The sequence below is a fragment of the Paenibacillus oralis genome (genome assembly GCF_003863965.1).
In the GTDB taxonomy this organism is placed as follows: Bacteria; Bacillota; Bacilli; order Paenibacillales; family Paenibacillaceae; genus Fontibacillus; species Fontibacillus oralis.
Genome location: NZ_RRCN01000002.1, coordinates 178,816 through 197,227, shown reverse-complemented (window position 1 = coordinate 197,227; position 18,412 = coordinate 178,816). Strand labels below are relative to the sequence as shown.

The 18,412-nt window shown below is 39.7% G+C and carries 20 protein-coding genes; 3 read left to right on the top strand and 17 right to left on the bottom strand.

Features of this window, described 5'->3' with window-relative positions; all coding sequences use genetic code 11:
* Nucleotides 1-50: 50 nt before the first annotated feature.
* The 4 genes from EHV15_RS34585 to EHV15_RS34570 form a co-directional block, all read right to left on the bottom strand.
* Nucleotides 51-305: a DNA cytosine methyltransferase gene (locus EHV15_RS34585; RefSeq protein ID WP_128635817.1), complete on the bottom strand. Its 255-nt coding sequence runs from the start codon at nt 303-305 to the stop codon at nt 51-53.
* Nucleotides 306-510: 205 nt separating this feature from the next.
* The gene (locus tag EHV15_RS34580) at nt 511-1,017 is read right to left on the bottom strand and encodes a hypothetical protein (RefSeq protein WP_128635816.1); all 507 of its coding nucleotides are present in this window, start codon (nt 1,015-1,017) and stop codon (nt 511-513) included.
* 42 nt (nt 1,018-1,059) lie between these two features.
* Nucleotides 1,060-1,455 (bottom strand): hypothetical protein, encoded by a 396-nt coding sequence (locus EHV15_RS34575; RefSeq protein WP_128635815.1) that lies wholly within the window; start codon nt 1,453-1,455, stop codon nt 1,060-1,062.
* Between the two features lie 105 nt (nt 1,456-1,560).
* On the bottom strand, nt 1,561-1,848 hold the full coding sequence (locus EHV15_RS34570; RefSeq protein ID WP_128635814.1) for a hypothetical protein: 288 nt from the start codon (nt 1,846-1,848) through the stop codon (nt 1,561-1,563).
* 156 nt (nt 1,849-2,004) lie between these two features.
* On the opposite strand from EHV15_RS34570, the gene EHV15_RS36850 reads away from it, so the two are divergent.
* Nucleotides 2,005-2,181: a hypothetical protein gene (locus EHV15_RS36850; RefSeq protein ID WP_178076112.1), complete on the top strand. Its 177-nt coding sequence runs from the start codon at nt 2,005-2,007 to the stop codon at nt 2,179-2,181.
* Nucleotides 2,182-2,221: 40 nt separating this feature from the next.
* On the opposite strand, the gene EHV15_RS34565 is transcribed toward EHV15_RS36850, so the two are convergent.
* From EHV15_RS34565 to EHV15_RS36845, 12 genes are all read right to left on the bottom strand, one after another.
* Nucleotides 2,222-3,070, bottom strand: a complete 849-nt coding sequence (locus tag EHV15_RS34565; RefSeq protein ID WP_246062089.1) for a hypothetical protein — start codon at nt 3,068-3,070, stop codon at nt 2,222-2,224.
* An 18-nt stretch (nt 3,071-3,088) separates the two neighbouring features.
* Nucleotides 3,089-3,973, bottom strand: a complete 885-nt coding sequence (locus EHV15_RS34560; protein ID WP_128635812.1) for a hypothetical protein — start codon at nt 3,971-3,973, stop codon at nt 3,089-3,091.
* Between the two features lie 455 nt (nt 3,974-4,428).
* Complete coding sequence (locus EHV15_RS34555; protein WP_128635811.1) at nt 4,429-5,256, bottom strand: hypothetical protein; 828 nt, start codon at nt 5,254-5,256, stop codon at nt 4,429-4,431.
* 96 nt (nt 5,257-5,352) lie between these two features.
* Complete coding sequence (locus EHV15_RS34550) at nt 5,353-6,771, bottom strand: fused MFS/spermidine synthase (RefSeq protein ID WP_128635810.1); 1,419 nt, start codon at nt 6,769-6,771, stop codon at nt 5,353-5,355.
* 25 nt (nt 6,772-6,796) lie between these two features.
* On the bottom strand, nt 6,797-7,237 hold the full coding sequence (locus EHV15_RS34545; protein WP_128635809.1) for a hypothetical protein: 441 nt from the start codon (nt 7,235-7,237) through the stop codon (nt 6,797-6,799).
* A gap of 540 nt (nt 7,238-7,777) precedes the next feature.
* Complete coding sequence (locus tag EHV15_RS34540; RefSeq protein ID WP_128635808.1) at nt 7,778-8,605, bottom strand: AP2/ERF family transcription factor; 828 nt, start codon at nt 8,603-8,605, stop codon at nt 7,778-7,780.
* Between the two features lie 132 nt (nt 8,606-8,737).
* Nucleotides 8,738-9,658: a tyrosine-type recombinase/integrase gene (locus EHV15_RS34535; RefSeq protein WP_246062088.1), complete on the bottom strand. Its 921-nt coding sequence runs from the start codon at nt 9,656-9,658 to the stop codon at nt 8,738-8,740.
* Nucleotides 9,659-10,259: 601 nt separating this feature from the next.
* Nucleotides 10,260-10,709 (bottom strand): hypothetical protein, encoded by a 450-nt coding sequence (locus tag EHV15_RS34530; protein WP_128635806.1) that lies wholly within the window; start codon nt 10,707-10,709, stop codon nt 10,260-10,262.
* 678 nt (nt 10,710-11,387) lie between these two features.
* On the bottom strand, nt 11,388-12,440 hold the full coding sequence (locus EHV15_RS34525) for an RNA-guided endonuclease TnpB family protein (protein WP_128635805.1): 1,053 nt from the start codon (nt 12,438-12,440) through the stop codon (nt 11,388-11,390).
* Between the two features lie 552 nt (nt 12,441-12,992).
* Nucleotides 12,993-13,403, bottom strand: a complete 411-nt coding sequence (locus EHV15_RS34520) for a hypothetical protein (protein ID WP_128635804.1) — start codon at nt 13,401-13,403, stop codon at nt 12,993-12,995.
* A gap of 1,090 nt (nt 13,404-14,493) precedes the next feature.
* Nucleotides 14,494-14,874 (bottom strand): ASCH domain-containing protein, encoded by a 381-nt coding sequence (locus EHV15_RS34515; RefSeq protein WP_128635803.1) that lies wholly within the window; start codon nt 14,872-14,874, stop codon nt 14,494-14,496.
* A 324-nt stretch (nt 14,875-15,198) separates the two neighbouring features.
* Nucleotides 15,199-15,375: a hypothetical protein gene (locus tag EHV15_RS36845; RefSeq protein WP_178076111.1), complete on the bottom strand. Its 177-nt coding sequence runs from the start codon at nt 15,373-15,375 to the stop codon at nt 15,199-15,201.
* A gap of 452 nt (nt 15,376-15,827) precedes the next feature.
* Here EHV15_RS36845 and EHV15_RS34510 point away from each other — a divergent pair, with 452 nt between their 5' ends.
* Complete coding sequence (locus EHV15_RS34510; RefSeq protein ID WP_128635802.1) at nt 15,828-16,085, top strand: hypothetical protein; 258 nt, start codon at nt 15,828-15,830, stop codon at nt 16,083-16,085.
* Nucleotides 16,086-16,477: 392 nt separating this feature from the next.
* On the opposite strand, the gene EHV15_RS34505 is transcribed toward EHV15_RS34510, so the two are convergent.
* Nucleotides 16,478-17,188, bottom strand: a complete 711-nt coding sequence (locus EHV15_RS34505; protein WP_128635801.1) for a hypothetical protein — start codon at nt 17,186-17,188, stop codon at nt 16,478-16,480.
* 440 nt (nt 17,189-17,628) lie between these two features.
* Here EHV15_RS34505 and EHV15_RS34500 point away from each other — a divergent pair, with 440 nt between their 5' ends.
* Nucleotides 17,629-18,336, top strand: a complete 708-nt coding sequence (locus EHV15_RS34500; RefSeq protein ID WP_128635800.1) for a hypothetical protein — start codon at nt 17,629-17,631, stop codon at nt 18,334-18,336.
* Nucleotides 18,337-18,412 lie beyond the last annotated feature (76 nt).

Sequence of the window (18,412 nt, the reverse complement as noted above, 5' to 3'; positions counted from 1 at the left end):
GCTTGCTAGGGCAGGTATGTTCTAAGCGCCGCGATACGATATGCATATCTTTACGGACGCACATAATCCACGCAAGGCGGGCCGCCAATATAAACGTCTCCGTATGGTATTAGATGGTTAGGATATTGAAGGATGTCCCCCACCTTAATGTGCCTGCCAATATTGTGCAAGTAGCTCAGTGCAGGCTGCTCATGCAACTCATTTGCCCATATGATTTGATATTCATCTTTAAACGCAAGGTCCAACAAACCGCCTCCAGCGAAGAATGAGCAAACCTTGAATTTGTTTAGTTCCTGAAATGCCATTTATAAGTCCCCTATGTGTAAAGCTCACAGCTTTACAGAGGACAACTGACTTGGAATGCATTCGGGCATGCACTCTGCACTGGCAATGGGGGCTTTTTAACCCTCCCCCATGCTACAACAGTTTTATGAGTTACTTTAGAATCGATACAGCCCTCAAGAAATCATTTCTTACCGTGGCAAGGAGGGGTATCGTTCACTCAACCGGTTAGACCGGAAATGGCGTACGTTTGCGACGAGCTTTTCTTATTTCTTGTTGTCTCATGAGGTAAGGGGTATCTCGATACTTGTCTCTATCCTCTTCTGCACAGTCATAATCAAGCTCCTTGAAGCATTGTGGTGTGCCAACATATTCACACTCGTTACAGAAATCCTGGATGAAACGGTTAGCTTCCCTCGTATCAATCAGAAAAGTGCGGTCCAACTGGATAACCCCGATGAACACACCTTTAGGTGTGAAGAATGAGCTTATGGTCTCTCTCGGAATCGCTATAACGGCAGCATGAAGTTCGCTACACTCAGAGTAGGACTTATAGAGAGGAATTGCTTCCTTTCGACCATCCAGCAGACCCTTATTGTATAGGTCTGTCTTTCTTCGCCCGTCGATCGGCAGGAAAAGATACTTTTCCTCATCATGAATCAGCTCTTGGAGCTTTTGATGTTTCTTGACCCCTTTGCTGTTCACATGAAGTTCAATCGGTCGTGGCTTTCCCATTTGGTTTCACCTCGATTCTAGCCATATATTTGCTCGATTGACTCACCAATCCGCTTTTACATACAAGGAGCGATCCCATCCGGCTTCGAAAAACTTTGGACTAAAATGGCTGATAATCTCACCATGCCAATACTGGATTGTGCCCGGATCGATCTCTAACCGGGGATGCACTACCGGTAGATAAACAAATTCAATACTTTCGGTAGAGTATTCCACTGGAGTCAGCTTCGAAGTCCAATAAGCTTCTTTTGCTCCGTCCGTTATCATAGTTCGGAGATAAATGAAGTTATGTTCTACGACTTCCTCCAAGGTGGTATCGGTGATTTCCACTTCAACGACATGGAGTTTGGTTCCCCACTGTTCATTGAAACGGACCACAATTGAGCTCATGAGTTTCTCCAAGCCTTGCTGCAGTTGCTTGTTATGGACGACTTTCAAACTCTTCTCCACCCTTTCGCACGAAGGAATTGGTCAAACTCAGATAACCAATCTCGTAATTACTATACTTTTCCTCGAGTTTTTGCATGTGATTTGAAAAGATCTTCACTGGCTTGTAGTATGCCGATAACATCGAGATAAGATCTGAAGTTGGGGTTGCATCTCCAGTTCGGGCTTAAAACCCTGGCTGAATTTTTCGGCAACACCTTTCCGGAAAGCGGCCAACAAATCTTCCCAACTTTCCCCGTCATACCATGTCTCCTCAATCTTATCGGGGCCTTTGGTGCTCCATCCCGCGATCCATCTCCCTTCAGATTCCTTGATAATTACGTTTCCAGATTCTTTTTTCTTGGTGTCAACTTGCTGTAGCTTGTTTAAGAAAACGGTTTGCAACTTAGTTCTCTCCTTTCAAAATGATTATTGGGTTGTTCAGGCACAAAAAAACGCCTGATCAAAACATCCGATTACTCGCAAGTGCGATTAAGTCATCAGACGCTTTGGTCAAGCGTAGTTTCGTACACATATATAAAGTGCCTTCGGGGGGATTTAATGTCTAAAGACAGAGAAAATCACCTGAAAGGGCGCATTAAAGGAATTAGAATCAGTGGCTTGGCTCATGCCTCCACTCAAAAACAACTCAAGATAAGATATACGCTGATTATAACAGACTTTCTCAAGCACGTAAATTTTGAACTGTTTTGTCAACAAAAAAGAGGAGCAACATGAAACCGCTCCTCTTCTCTTAATATTTGAATTTGTCACTGAATCATACCATTTGCATCTGCCCTGTATTTACCGGGATTGTAATCATGCCAGCTGACACGTTCGCGCTTACCTCGTAGTCGTCCAGATCGCGAATCGTAATCACTGGTTGCTCACCAGATTTATCGATCTCGGTGATCAAATACAACCAACCCTTCACAAGGCCATCAACGGCAGTCTCAAGCAAAACGACATCGCCGTCCTCGAACTTATTACGAATCAGCGTGTCTGCAGGGATAAATTCGTAACCGCCAAACTTTGACTGCAACTTCTCGTAACGCTTCTGCAGGTAATGTTTAGCCCCGAACTCAGGCTTATGACCATCTTTTACAAGCATGTACATTTCAGGTTCACCATTGACCTCCCAATCCCCTGCCGCGAAGTAAATCAGACCATCCCCTCCGAACAGCCTTACATGAATATCCTCATCCATGTTATGGGAGAATGGGGAGGCGGCAACTGTATTTCGTACGAACTCCATCACGCCAGCTAGGGACGTGAACATGTGATCTTTTTCGGATTCGCGGTACTCTTTTATAGTGAAATCGATCTTGTGCTCATCACCCCACGGATAATGATACGCACTCACATAATAGTTTCCGAGATTCTTACTCGGGTCTGAATAGCGATAGTTCCAGCATTGGTTGCGCTGGTTAACATATGACGTAATACCGTATTCCAGTAGGCGTCTGGTGTTCTCAGTCCTGCTTAGGCCCAAGCAGGACATGACAAGACGGTTGCCATCGTACAGATCGCCCTCGTAATTGCAAACGGTCTTGACTGCGGTCAGCAAGTCCTGCGTGTCGAGTACGCGCGGGCTTTCATAGCTCCGCACCATTTTGAAATTTGCCATATTCGTCGCCTCCATGTGTTACTGTGGTTTATATTCTTCAAACTCAACCCATCCGCCCTCATGAGGTCGATAAAGCGTCACGGTGTCATTGTCATACGATAGCGCGACGGCCAACTCTTCGTCCCAATGAATACACATCCCCGTGTGATTCACGCCACACGCAACGAACTTGTCCCTGTACTCAACGAATCGCAGATCATCTTTCATAAGTCGTTCCCCGCGCTTGACCTTATTGGCGGCATCACGAATGTGCAGCTTTTTGCCACAATAGCAAGTGTTGCACACGTCAGCAGCGGAATCCTTAAAGATATCGCCTTCGCCTGGGTAAAGCTTGGCCTGGCAATGAGCACAGTGAACAACCGGGCCTGCCTCCATGTACGTCAGTGTGCGTAGCTGTTCGTCCGTTGCCGCGAGCATGCGGTTTACCGTTTCCGTGAACTTTGCTCGTCCGTTGCGCCCCTTAAGTACATCATAGGTTGACCAGGTCTCAAAGGCGATGTCCTTTCGTATGACTAGGAACTCGCTGCCACCCTCAATCTGGTTGATGAAGCACAGGTCTTTGTACGTGAATGCCGTGCCTATACACCAGTTCCCGCGTTCCATACGATCGATCAGCCATGCGATGCTCTTGCACTCGCTGAAAGAGTCAGGTTTGAATGGCGGATCGTTCGCCTTACGTATCCACTGGTTTGCCATACCAATCTGGTACCATGTTCCCCACCATGTTCGATCCTCGTACCCCAGAACCTCTATGACATCGATATTGCTGTAATACTCGCCTTTCTTTGCCATCTCGCGCATGCGGTCCAGACGTGACTGCGTGATCTGCTCATCTTCCCGCCGCGTTCCCGAGCTATACGCGAAGTCATACAACACACGATACATTTGTTCACCTTGAATCATCAGACAACACTCCTCCAGTGAAATTTGGGTTGTTCAGGACTAAAAAACGCCTGACCAAAGCATCCGATTACTCGCAATAGCGAATTTAATCATCAGACACTTTGGTCAAGCGTAATTTTGAAAATATATAAAAAGCGCCCGGGGGTTATGTCAGAGGACATAGAAAAATAACCCACAGGGTGCATTAAAGGAATTAGAATCAGTGGTCTGGCTCATGCCCCACTCAAAAGAATAAAATACAGAATAAGATATACTTTAATTATAGCAGACCTCTTCTGACTCGTAAATTAAGGGGGCTGTTTTAACATAAAAGGGAGAGCTGGGTCCCCCTACTCTCCCTCCTCCTTACCCATACTTCGAAAGCTTAACCTGGATGCGTTTACGCATAGTATCGCCATGAGCCGGCTAATTCAAATACTTGACGTAGTGTGTAATGCCTTTTGGGAGTTGATTCTTCACGCTTGATCTCTTTTCCCAAGTTGAGCCATCTTTACACCCTGAATGTGATCAGCAAATTGTTGAACAAGCGTTTTGGGCTTCCCTAAAGGAAAAAATTCAACGCGTAACAGTAGGTTATAATTGTTTTTTATGTCCCAATACAATTCATATTTCGAATTAGTCGTTTCTTTTTGGTTTGCAAGTCTATTCAAGATCCTTTTTACATCCAAATAACACCGGCCATCTTGGCCATGAACAAAAGATGTCTTAATACCTTCTTGTTTTAAACGACACATAATAGAATCGACCTTATCTTCTGCGCCTAATAAATGGTTCCTAATTGCGACCTTGAAGAATAACCAAAGGACTGAAGAAATAGTTGCTGAGAAGAACAGTATGGAAGCTACTGTATAAACAAATCTAATACTTTCCAGAATGGTTCCTTGAGTATTTTTAGCTAACGAACTTCCCCATTTCTCTAATGCCCATTCTGCTACACCTGCATTCGCAGCATAGAGTAGCACCATCAATAGAATTGGCCGCCGAAATCTTCTTAAGTGATAATAGAAATATTTTCCGACCTGCCAAATATCCGATAGGCTTCTTTCCGCAAACACCAAAATTTTTAGCAGAGAGACCTTTTCCTTACGCTTAGCTGACCGTGCCGTTTGAAACCCAAGGCTACCAATTAACATCGAACCAAGTGCGGTAGCAACATACCCTAACAAGTTGCTTCCAAAAATCAAGGTAACTGCCACATTGTATAAAATCAGCACGATTCCATACATCCAGATTAGAAACTTCGGATTCCATTTCCTTAGTAAGATTTCCTTCGATTTTTTCAAGTATTTTTCCTCCAAATATTACTTATTTTAAGCACCTGCAAATGATTGTTATCCTTTTAAAGTGAATTTCTGTTCAGCGCTGGCCCCTGCACACTTTTAATTCAATCGTCTAAATCTCGTACTGGAATCAGTAATGACTTCACCCGATCCAACTTGTACTTCAAAGTAATTGCTGTAACCTACCTTTTCGAGTAAGGAATTACTGGCAACGATCGTCAGGTTCTGAAGAACATTTTCATCGTGCAAACTGGCATAGACCCTAACGTATGCAAAATTTTTTTGAATCGTGGAATGAATCGCTTTTAAAAATTCATCCCTATTCATTTTTCCAATGACGTTCGCTGCCAGGACTCCATTTTCATTGAGTTTTTGGCTGGCGATCCTAAAAAATTCGTTGGTGGTAAGATGAAATGGAATTGTCTCGTTATTGTAGGCATCCAGTATCAAGTAACTGATCGAATTGTCATCTTGTTCAAAAAGCAGTTTTCGACCGTCGCCCACTCTCACTGAATTCCCTTTATACCCGAAATACTTTCTACTAACTGATAAAACATCCGGATCAATTTCGGCTGTAATAACATTCGTCCCATGATCTTCGAAGTATTGAGTTGATGTCCCTACGCCATGACCAATTACAAATACATTTGATAACTGGGGAACTGTCTTCTCAGCGACCTCGATAAGGTTCTGATTGTACGGCAATATTACCTGTTTGGGGTTATCAAGGTTAATGGCTCCCTGTATACCATTAGGATCGAACATCATCACCCTGAACTTTCCATTTATTCCGGCTAGTTTATCGTGGTCAACCACATAGATGTTGTGGTACTGGCTTGATTTTTCCCCGACCAATACACTTCCTTGGGTTTGAACCAACGAACTTCCGTACTGTGCGAATGGGAGAAAGCACAGGGCTATACAGGGCATAAGAAAGGCAACCTTTTGGGGATATTCCTTTCCTGTATATAAGAATAGCGCCGCGATTAGCCCGCAAGTAAAAATGACGAAGATGTGCTTTAAGTCCATCACAGGAAGAACGAAGAAGGTTATGACCATGGTTCCAGCGATGCTACCAAGTGCCGAAATGGTGTGAAACTTGCCGATTTGAGATCCGCTAAACGACAACGATAGACCTTCTTTTGAAATCGCAGGTACCAACGCACTTAAGCATACGTTTGGGATAAGAAAGAGCATGACGCATCCAAGTAACACTCCAATACGCTCAGGTAAAAAAATAAAATTCGTCAAAAGAGTTGAGATAACCGGAACAGCCCCTACAGTTGCAGCCCCACCAACGAGATAAAGGATGATTATCAGCTTGGAACTTTCCTTGTCGGCATTTTTTCCACCTATCCAGTAACCGATCGTGGAGCCAGTTAAAAACGTTGATATAATAGCACCCCAAGTAAACATGGTGCTCCCGAAGTAAGGCGTTAATACGCGCACTGCAGCGATTTCAAATCCCATGTAAATGAAGCTAGTAACGAACACAAGAATATAATATATAAAAAGCAAATCACCACCACCATTCAGAGATTAATTAACTTACTTTCTGAACCTCATCCGAAAAATCATAGCCATATAGTGTCCCACCTGGCCTCTCTTCTTTCAGCCGTTTAAGCAGATAAGCACCGAACGATAGTCGACTATATATCCACTCGTCACGTAGTCGCCTCATGGCAATTGGGATACGCAATGGAGTTCGCGACGATTGAGAGTTCACCTCGTAATGTCCAGAGGAAAAACGCTGTCCAATCGATTCAATCAGTTCGAGCCAGTCTTCTGTATGCATCATTTTTATTGACTTTTCTGAATAGAATTGATCATTTTCATAAGAAACCAGGTCTTCGATTAGCTGCCCTAATCGATAGTCCCACGCTCGTGTCCATACCTTTTCCAGTTCGGTAAGAAACTCGATTCGAATACGAATTTCTTCATGCCTTTTCTTATAAAAATTTAAAGATTGTAGCCATTTGAACATTTCAGTCACTCCTGGATTACAAGCGTTTGGTCCGGCACCCAATCGCTCATACAAGTTATTGAAACAGTCATGTTACATTTCTTTTAATCTTTTTGGAATTTGCAAGGTGATGAAAAACCATAATGTAATGCATTGTGTCATTATGCATAACAGTAAAGTACATAACCCATACATTTATTGAAGCAGTCCCAAAGAACCATGAACTAAACAAGACATAAGGTAAGACTAATTCAAGCAACATTTCAAGGATGACGGCCTTCACATTCCCCACCCCCGTATACTTCCCATGCAGACATCTTTTGAAATAAAAAAAGAAGCACGCCAAGATGCATAGTGCATCAAGGGTGCTTCCCTTATTTTTATATTCGATTAAGACAAGTATATCAATTTCAGCATATTTTGGTCAATGTTACCTAATTTAAATCATCATTTAGTTTTCTCTTCATTATTGTTCAATTGAGTATATTTGCAATTAGTATTTCTATAATATCATCTGAATACCCAATTTTTCCATTCATTTTCGATGCTATAGAAAATATTTTAATCAATCTCATTGAGTTTAACGTAACCTTCCCCGTAAAGCTCTATTGCATATTTATTATATGCCTGAGCTGCCATTATTTCAGTAGGAAAACACCCAAGATGATTTGCTATCCCATCGACTACTAATTTGGCTCTCCATATCCCTTTGCGTTTCCGTTCTTGATAGACTCCCTTGTATTGCGATGATTTTCCTTCGGTTTTGTTGGGACCTCGTTGGAGTTGAGATCTCTTTTTTGATTCAATCATCAAATTGCTTTTTGTAAAGTCACACAAGTCCTTATTTATTTGCATAACCCGAGAACTTTTATCAGTAGATAGCAACAGTCTTTCCAAGGACCTATATGTTTTAACTCCATCAACTTCCTTTATTGCTTCTATTCTTTTAGGAGTGCCCATTTTTCGAAAAGTAAATCCTTCAATTTTCGACTGATCCTCAAGATCAATAATAAAGAAAGAATCTTCTCCGTAAGAGTAGTGTACTATCACCTTATCATCTGATGTAGTATAAACAGGCTGTTTGCTTCTTCCAGGATTTCTTTCCAGGTATTTTTGTCTTTGCCTTTTTGCAGCATCCCTTTTATCAACAATCTCTAGATTTTCTCGTGTAAAGTTGTATCGATCTTTAATCTTCTGAACGCCCATAAAGCCTTTGGGAGGATTTAAAATATAACGTTGAATGCTAATATTATTCTTGTGTACAGGGCTATAAATGATATTTCTACTGTCATCTGGTCTTTTAATGAGCTTTCCTTCAAAGAGATGCTGGTCCTGTGGGCTTACAAATATATAGTCGCCATTGGGAAACTCTACTTTTATGCTGGACAAAATACTTCGCCTCCTGAAATCAAACAAAAAAAGCACACCAAGATGCTTGTAACATCAAGGGTGCTTCCCTTATTTTCATATATTCGATTAACACAAGCATATCAATTTCAGCATATTTTGGTCAATAATGCCTTATGAGACGATTGAAATAGGAATGTTTACAGTGGACATGGCCTGCTTTTTCTGATCATCATTAATGTGAGTATAAATCATTGTGGTTTCAATGGATGCATGCCCAAGCAATTCCTTTACAACCCGAATATCAACACCATTTTTGAGCAGCATTGTTGCGAACGAGTGACGCAGCTTGTGGCAAGAAAGATTCATATCGGTCACTTTCGGATTATTCTCTTTAAAGGCTTTAAACGTCTGAGAAACTAATTTCTGAATCTGCCTTATAGAGAGTCGTTTTCCTTTTTGAGAAACAAAAAAAGCCTCTTCCTTTTTACTATAAGGAGTAATCCTCTCTCGCTCCACCTCAATTAAATATTGCACCAAGAGCTCTGGAACCGGGATCTCATTCCACTTCCTGCCCTTTCCAAAGACAACGATAGTCCCCTTTGTTTTCTTGAAATCCTTAAGATCTAGTCGATGTACTTCCCCTACCCGCAAGCCGCAGTATCCCATCAAAAGAAAGATCGCAATATTCCTATTACGATAACGCCCTTCTATATATTGTAATGAATCAACCAGATCCTCTTCTTCGAGATAGACCGGATTTTTATTCTTCTCCGTTTTTGACTTTTTGACTTCTAATGCAGGATTTCGTGTGGCCATTTCAAAGTCAATTAAAGCCACATAAAAAGTCCGAATTGCTGAAAGGGTCCGATTCCTTGTCTGATCCTTTACTTTCTCTTTTGATACCAGAAATCCAATAACATTCACCTTACTGGCTTCAGTAACTTCAAGCCCCTTTAATGATTTAAGATACGCCAACACTTCTCTCAAATATTCGTTATGCGTTGAATCAGTAAAGCCTCTTTGCATCATCCATATCTTAAAGGCACGTATCTGCTCTCCGTACAACTCTTCTAATTCATAATCGCGTGGCAAACAACCACCCCTCATTCATAACATAAAATTGAATATATGTTTATAGAAACACATTTTTCGATTTAAACTATCTACAGCGCTACACAATTCTTACGCTTTACCCTATTCAATACATTTGCATTCTTTTGAAAGCTCTTTGCTCTCTTTTCGACTTATTCATCCTCATATCTTTCACTCGTCTACACATATTTTAAAAAAATACGTCTAGCTGAGCCTTTTCTCAAGTCTATCGTTTCTATCACTGCCACTCCTTTAGGATTATAAAAAAACTTCAACAAATCCGTTTTCAAAAGTAATGTTATCCTCATTGATATCTAATTCCTCAAAAAACTTTTTGAGCTCCTCATAAAAATCCGTTTCAGAACGAATTACTGACAAATACTTTTTACTCAAAAGAAATTGGTACAAATACATTTTCACCTTGATTGTTTCACTCGATTTCCCCCAAAAATTCATTGGGTATCTTCAAACTATCCCCCCCTGATCAAAGTGTCTTCCGATCACGAATATCTTGTTATCTTGTTTATATTTTTTGAACAAGAACCCCACTCCTTTTATTTACGTTCAGTTGATAGCTTCCACGGCCGCCTCAGCCCTTTCACTACAGCATCTTAGACATACTGTATAAGAATGACTTTTTCATCGCGAAGTCATCAATTACATAATCGTCGCCGATTGGCCCAGCAATCATATAGACTGAATAATCATGGTCAAAAGCTACATGAATCCAATCCTTAGCATGTAGATCAGGGACGATCTCTTCACGTTTCCGATAATGAGAAATATGAATTCTTTTAAACCCACCATATTCTTTTGAATTTCCTTCTTCATCGAAATAGCATTTATTAATATATTTTTTTACTGCATCTACTAGTTGCTGATTCCCTTCCGAAACTTCAAGTAGCTTGTCATAATCAACTTCGAAGGGGTACGCTTGGAACACTCCGGCAAGGCCCTTGTAGTCGTAATAATGTTTCTTTAATTGGGACACAATGCCCGGAATTTCTTGTTGATTTTCAAACCATTTCGTTTCCTTTGATTTTTTACTCATAAAACACGCTCCCAATCATTTTTAATCACGCCCAGTTGATCGTTTTCACCGCCGAATACAAATACTCAGCAGGTGGGATTTAAAACATGACGTTGATGCCCCCCTTATCTACACGCTCTACCAAACATCTATACAATTTAGCTTGATGGAATTTTTGCAGCTCTTTTGGTTGCTCAGTGTAATTGAAATTCTCACTATTCACGAACTCCAATAACTACTGACATGCTTGCAAACTGTAAGTTTCCAGAATATCTTGCAACTCCACTGGTTCAAGCATTCACTTCAATCCCTTCTCACATAACTAAGTCCAACTGATCGCCTCCACTGCATCTGCTTATTCTCTTCCCCATCCAACTGATTCATCCAGGTTATAATATACAGTTTTGACATCATCGGCATTTATAGCGATATCGACTGCAATTCTGATAGGACACTTCTTACCTTTGCTATAAGCAACTTCTTGAATCTTTAAAACATCGAAATGTTTAGATTCGCATTTACTGGCTTCCTGTTCAGATTTATACTCATTATTGCATTTTTCACAAAACCACCGATTGACACTCCACACAGCTGAAGCCGTGGGATTCTTGCTACCAAAGGCGAAGTCCATTTCTGGTATCGCTGACGTGCAAGTTAAGGCCGTGCCATCGGGCCTCATAGGGCAGAGCATTTAGCTCCCTATGCTGACAGACTGTTACCATCTGCCACAGGCGCGTGCATGATATTAAGCGCGCCGAGTCGGTCCCTGTGAGTATGGTACCCACATCCACATTGGTAATCCCGGTCCTTGACTTTGTTCAAGCTTCCGCATTTGGGGCACTTTTGGCTTGTATATTTTGGATCAACATACTCGATCCGGATGCCCGCTAATGCGGCCTTATACTCCAAAAACTGTGAAAGTCGATAAAATGACCAGCTATGCAGATTCTTTTCGTTTTTACGGCTTGTTCTTGCCGTCTGCCGGATGCCAGATAATTTTTCAAGTCGGATCACACCAACCTTCTCTTGTATGGCCATATTAATAATCTGCCTACTTACCTTGTGATCCTGATCCTTCATCCAGCGCTGCTCTTTGTTATTGAGTTTCCGGATCGCTGAGAGCTTTTTTAATTTACCGAGTTTACGGCGTTTGCTGCGGTTCTTCCGCTTCATATACTTGTTTTGCCGTCCATTTCCAAAGAATTTCGTCTTCCCGGTATCCGTTACCGCAACCGCTGGAACCTTAAGCCCGAGATCAATGCCCATGACACCTGTTCCGGATAAGCCTGTTTCCAATCCACTTACCGCAATTTGGGCAATCCATTTTCGTGACTTCTCCGTGATCCGGAGCGTGCCTGTCTTTCCAATGAGTTTTTTTTCCTGGTATTCGGTGATTTTAACCGGCACAGCAACCCTTTTGCTTTTCCCCTCAATCCATAAAGGAAAGCTGATCACTCCGTCCTTGAGCTTCCAATTCTGATTGTTCCAAATACATACTGGCTTCCGGAGAATAGTCGGGATGTTTGTTTTAATAATCTTCCGGTATACGCTTTTGGCGTTTTGAAGAGCTTGATTCTTTACAGCGCTAGGAAGGGCAGCTGATACAGTACGGCTACTATGTTTCACTTGGCTTCCTCCCACCCAATCGGCAACTACTTGATTCACCAAGCGAATATACTCTTTGCTAGTTTCTTTTAACCACTGAGTTTGCTCCTTTGTGAGCTGCAACTTTAGTTGAATAGTGATCTGCATGATTTCATCTCCAAATACATTAATGAACTATACACATCTTAAGCGATTCATCCCAACGAATAAATCCATGGGCTTTCTCGCCTGGTCCATGTAACAGATTTAGCCATAGTTGTTGCACTCCTTTGCATTATGCCCAGTTGATCGCTTCCATCGCATCCTCCAGAGCCTAGGCACCCGGAGTAGAAACGTTTAGCAATTATTGCATTTGAAACTCCGAATATTATTCAGATAATCCAGATTCATGATAGATTCACGTTCGAAAAAATGGTGATACTCGCAGTTTAAATTTTCAAGTTCTTCAGGGGTTGCTTCACACTCTCTGACCAGATATTTTTTTGCAAGAGAAAGAACATATTCCTGATCATTGAACATCGAAGTAATCAATAGACTCGTATGTTGATTAAAAACGTGAAAGACATGTTTTTTTTGACCCAAGATTTCATCGTTAAATAATATAGTTCTCCCCATAACCAATACCACCCTGTTTATTTTGTGTATCATTACGTCCAGCTGATCTACTCCACCGCAGCCTCCAGATCCTCCACGCCAAGCTTAATTCATTAAAATAAATTTGATACCTATTACCTTACGAGTGTCATCTACTATTAGTTTTGATGTAACCTTATCTCCTGGATGTATACTCTCCTCATCCACTTTCTGACCAACTTCATCTACAATTACAATCTTTATTTTGTTTTCAAATACTTTCTGAGCAAATATTTTCTGTGCATTATGTATCCCTGAGGCGCGCAAGACTTTTGTATCATAGAAAATTAGCGGGTCATTTTTTGATGTAGGAATATATTTTCCAAGAAAAATCGATCCACGCTGATTATCTAGGTAACCCTGCAAACTAAATAGAATACCTATAAAGACAAATGTAGTAAGAAATATGATGAATCTTGTTTTTAAATATTTTAAACTCACTATTATTCTCCCTTCACGTCCAGCTGATCGCTGCATCCTCCAGATCTTCCACGCCCGGCACAGTATAAATCATCGTGATGGTAATATTCGTACGCGCTACGCTTCAGGCACACCTGGTTGAACGGGACAATTATGTTGTGATATAAAGCTATCGAAGTTGAAATCGAAGAGGTTTTAAAGTGAACATTAAACCTGCAATACTTGAAGAGAAAAAGCGAATGAAAGGTCAGACACAGGAATGTCAAGCAGAATTGGTTTCCTCTTATCACATTAGGATTCAGCATGGGACTCTTGAAACAGAGGATCAGATGTTCGAAGGATGTTTGTACTTACTCCCCGAAACTCTATATAATCTTGAACAGTTTTTTCAAGATCAATCCTGCTGAATGTCTTAGAAGTTCCCTAGCAGTCATGATATTTTCGTAATCCTTTATATGTTAAGCCGCTGAAAAATAACCTTACATCTTAGACACATACTGGCTGCCAGCGAGTTGAATACCCTGCTCATTCCCTTCCACATCAATCAAGGTTATGCCCATCGTGTTTTCTGCAATTACGGGATATAATTTTCCCTCAATTAAAATTGTTGTTTTCCCGACAGTTAAATCCTTCAGTCAAGAAACAAGGAAAAGCACATGATAATCTGCCCATGCAGCGAAGGAGCATTTTTTACATAGTCGAGTACTCATCCCATTAGGCCGTCTCCACTCCACATTATCGTAATACTCCGAATATGAAATGACTTCTCTAAAAGAGTGAGACGATTTATTGAAGTACAGCCCAATCCTAATATCTTCTTTTTTCAAGGAGTATCACTCTTTCATTCATTTGTATGTAACAGCAAATTTTTCTCGCTTCGTCAGGCTCAACCTTCTTTAAGAATAAACCTCTCTTTCCCAATTCTAGATTCACATAATAGAATTCAAATTTCTTAATGACAGTAAAAAAAGGAGGCTACTGGAACTGAGTTGCTTGGGATCTTATCTTGAAAAACTGAGTAACGTGAGGTGTGTATGTGCCCTTTATCCTTCATGCTCATTCAAATCCAAATCCTCAAAGGGGTTTAATCCAGGTTCCTTAAAGGCATGTATTTTTGAAACTTGCCGTTCCTTCTTTTTTGAAGATACTACGAAACATGTTTTGTATCACCTTCAGATTGTCCACGATTATCTTTAAAGTTGACCCAGACCACACAACCCGGCCGATGTATATATGGTTTTGGTTCTGCATACCGTATTGGGTTCTGCATCACCCAAGCAAAAATCTTTGAATAGCCAAAACTCGAAATATCCTGTACATGATGAAACTCAAAGTAGCGGTTAAAATCTGTCACCGGAATTTCTACGCAATCAATAATGTTGATTTCCCCAAATATTTTCTTAGTCCCACTTTTAATAAGACCAATTTTCCCCCTGATCGAAGTCGGTTTACTTCGAATCTCCCAAGTTTTGAACCCAGAGAGTAGCATTTCAATCCAAGGGTCACGAACGATTAACCCCTTTTCCATCGGTCGCCACACTCCATTTGAAAAAGTTCTATCAAGTCCAAACCACTTTTTCGGCTATAATTGTCTCCAAACTATATCGACAAACGTATCGGGTTAGCTATATGAGCTGAATGGCACGAATCATCCTCATACCGAACGACCAAACAAACTAAATATTGAACGCACCCAAAATCACAAAAGAGCAGACGCATTCTCACTAACTTGTTTATTGAAGTGATCTACCTCTACAGCTAACCTCATTAACTTAAGGTCTTAAAGATCTAACTTGCGCATTTCTGTGAGTTCTGCTTTATTCTTTTCAAAATACCCTGTACTCGATTTCATTCAACTCTCCTTTTTCAACTGAATATATAGAATGCCATCTTGAATATATACCTGGAGTAAGCGATTCGCTGCATCCTCTATATTTCCTGCTTTTTTAGCTACATCATTTATTACGTCATAGAGATCAGCTTTGATTTCAATTACTCCATCTGGGAGCTCCTTTAAATTGGAATACATCGATATACCCCCCTTAAATTAGCATGAGAAATCGCTTAGAATCGAAAGTACGCAAAATCCGTCTTTTGCGTACTTATTATAGCACATATGTTCTTGTAAATGTTTAAAAATATCCATTGAACAAAAGTGAGCGGAGAATGGTTGGAGTGTGAGATTATGACTCTGGTGACGGTTTTTGAATCGGTTTTCTTACCGGTATCTAAAATTCAAATATGCCACTATTTGTTTCGCCAAGATCTCTAAGATAAGATAAAATAGCAATTAGGAAGATAAAGACTCTTAGAGGTAAACCACTAAAGACTGATACAATTATCTTAGATGATATAATTTGTGCGCTTGAAAAAAGGGAAATCGAAATCGCATGAACAGCAACAATTCACCTGAACAAAAGGAAAAACTACTTATCCAAATAAAGTATCATTTAAATCAATCACTGAAAGGTAGACATTAGAATGAAAATTAAGCTTGAACCCCAAGATCGAAAGGGCGATGCAATTGAAATTGACGATATACTGGAACGCTTGTACTGGGATATGTCTATCATACAACTCAATAACCATCTTCATTTAATTGATGAAGTATTTAAAAAGGATAGTGATAAGGAAAGTGAGTTACTTAAGATATCTCTTAAAAATCAGGTTAAAAAGGTTATTAGCCAACGAGAATTTATGAAAATGAATTATTCATTACGTGCATCCTTAAAACCATAGGTAGTATAAGTATTATTGAACGGGCTGAATTTGGGGGACTTTGAGGAACTGGTCATGTTTCTGATGGGTTTGGTATTAACTTTCGCTCTTATAATTTTAATGATAAAATATGAGGTTTTTAAATTTAAAAGATTAAAAGCTCTTATTGGTATTGGGTCTTTGATATTGATTATTTGTGCGGTTATAATAGGAGGATTATTTATGCGAATAGGTATCAATATTTTAGGAGCTGTGCTTTTTTCGTATATGTTTCATCGATATGGAAATATAAAAATCAGGAGAAGGAATCAACCCAATAGACGATTCCGATCAAATCGAAACAGAAGCATTTAAAATAATAAATCCAACAAGGCCGCCTACTGATGTTAGACGGCTAAAATATTGAGCATTTCTCATTTGGGGTAACGTTTATTATTCCCATTAACATGAATCTGATCGGTGTACCTGTTAACTCGGGTATGAAAATGTTGAAGAGCTGCCTCAAATTTTTCAATACGATGCAATAACAAATCTGTGGCTAGTGCTTCGAAATATGCATATGACCATCTTCTTTGTTCACTTAGCATAAAATGGATCATTGCCGTGATAACATCGTCCGGGACGCGGTAGTTAATCGTAAATTTATCAAAAAGTTTTGTATAGCCACTAACCATTGATTGTTCTGGAACAAGAACTTCAAGTATCTGTTCGTAGGGCTTACCTAACAACTCAATATAAGAATTAACATCCATCTTTCCTACCAATATCTTTGGAACTTCTGAAATCTTTATTATCGACCTTCTTCTTTCCGTCGAATCACCACGATTCATGGCTTGATGGTAGTGCCTCTTTGCGAATTCCTCGCGTTTTCTTCGCCACTTAGAGAATGATGCTGCTAATTCAATAAGCCGAGTCTCGTTGAGATTCCCATCTTCCGTGAAAACTCCTTCTTCATCCAAAATTGAACTCATATCACTGAAAGACAAACCGAACTTTACGGCACAATTAAGAAGTATTCCAGGTTCACTGCGGGCATCCAGCATCATTCGTTCAAGAAAGGACCGATTCGAAGAATATTTTGGAAATCTATTATAAATATCGATTAGAAACGCCTTTTCATCCACGACTATTCATTCCCTTGAGAAAACTAATTACTCCCATCAGTTTATCAGAACTCTTCCAATTGTACATTGAAAATCGTTAGGTTTACATAATAATAAATATGTAAACTCGAGATGCCATCTCCATTCTACTCTCTTTATTTTGGAATAAGGACATGGTGATCTCCAGATTAAGAAAACTAAATACTTTTATACGCACAAATATATTATTTATGATAATACAAAAGTATTATGGTTAATAGGAAGAAAAGTATTCATTTTATTCAATACTTTTGTATTCAGTTTATTGATAACTTTTTCAGGAATCTTCGTATTATATTATAAATAGATTCAGCCGATAAATGAGTGAGGGGCAAAAGTAATCTGTTTAATTCGGTGCAATTCTACTAGTTAATTTGATATGATAATAAGTGCTCAGATTAACACACTAAAGGAGTAGAACAATGTTTAGTTTTGTAGGAAGAATTTGTATTCAACTATTGGCTGCTGTTCTGTGTATTTTCTCAGCTATACATGTAGAATCGGATATATTAAAAGTTATTTTTGTGGCCCTATCTGTATTCAATGTCTTCTTATTGAAATTCACCATATATATCAATAACAAAAGTTCTATAATGAAGTCACATCTTGAAGTAATAGATCAAATTTCTGAGGAACGGAAGCGTGAAGCAAGACTTAAAGCATTAAGGAGTCCAGATCCTTTTCCGAAAGATGTGGAAGAATTCAGAGAGTTTTGTAAGAAGCACATTAAAGTTGATAGTATCGTACTAAAATCAAAGATACTTTTTATAAAAATGAAGTTAGGGTTGACTATTTCTGATAAAGACTTTTCAGATAATATTTTTTGTATATACTTAAGTGTGCCAGAAGCTGTTCGTGATATGCTTTATGAAGCAAGCGATGTTTATTCCTCTCCAGATTATTCAAAAACAATGTCGTATTTAACTCCTATGCAGAAAGATGATTTTAAATGGATGTTAAAATATATTTTTGAGGGAGATCTTAAGGATAACAACGGAAACTATATTAAATATGACGGTGAAACCTTTATGCTGACAAACTCGGAACAAGAAAGTGTCCCTATTTCACAGAATGTAAAAGTATTGTCTATGAAGCAGTTTCGAAAACGATTTTATCCTTCGATTATCTAGATCCCAAATTTATATCCAATTTAACATCATATGTGCAGCAAACCGTGAATAAGAAAGGTTAGCAGCTCCTTCCTAA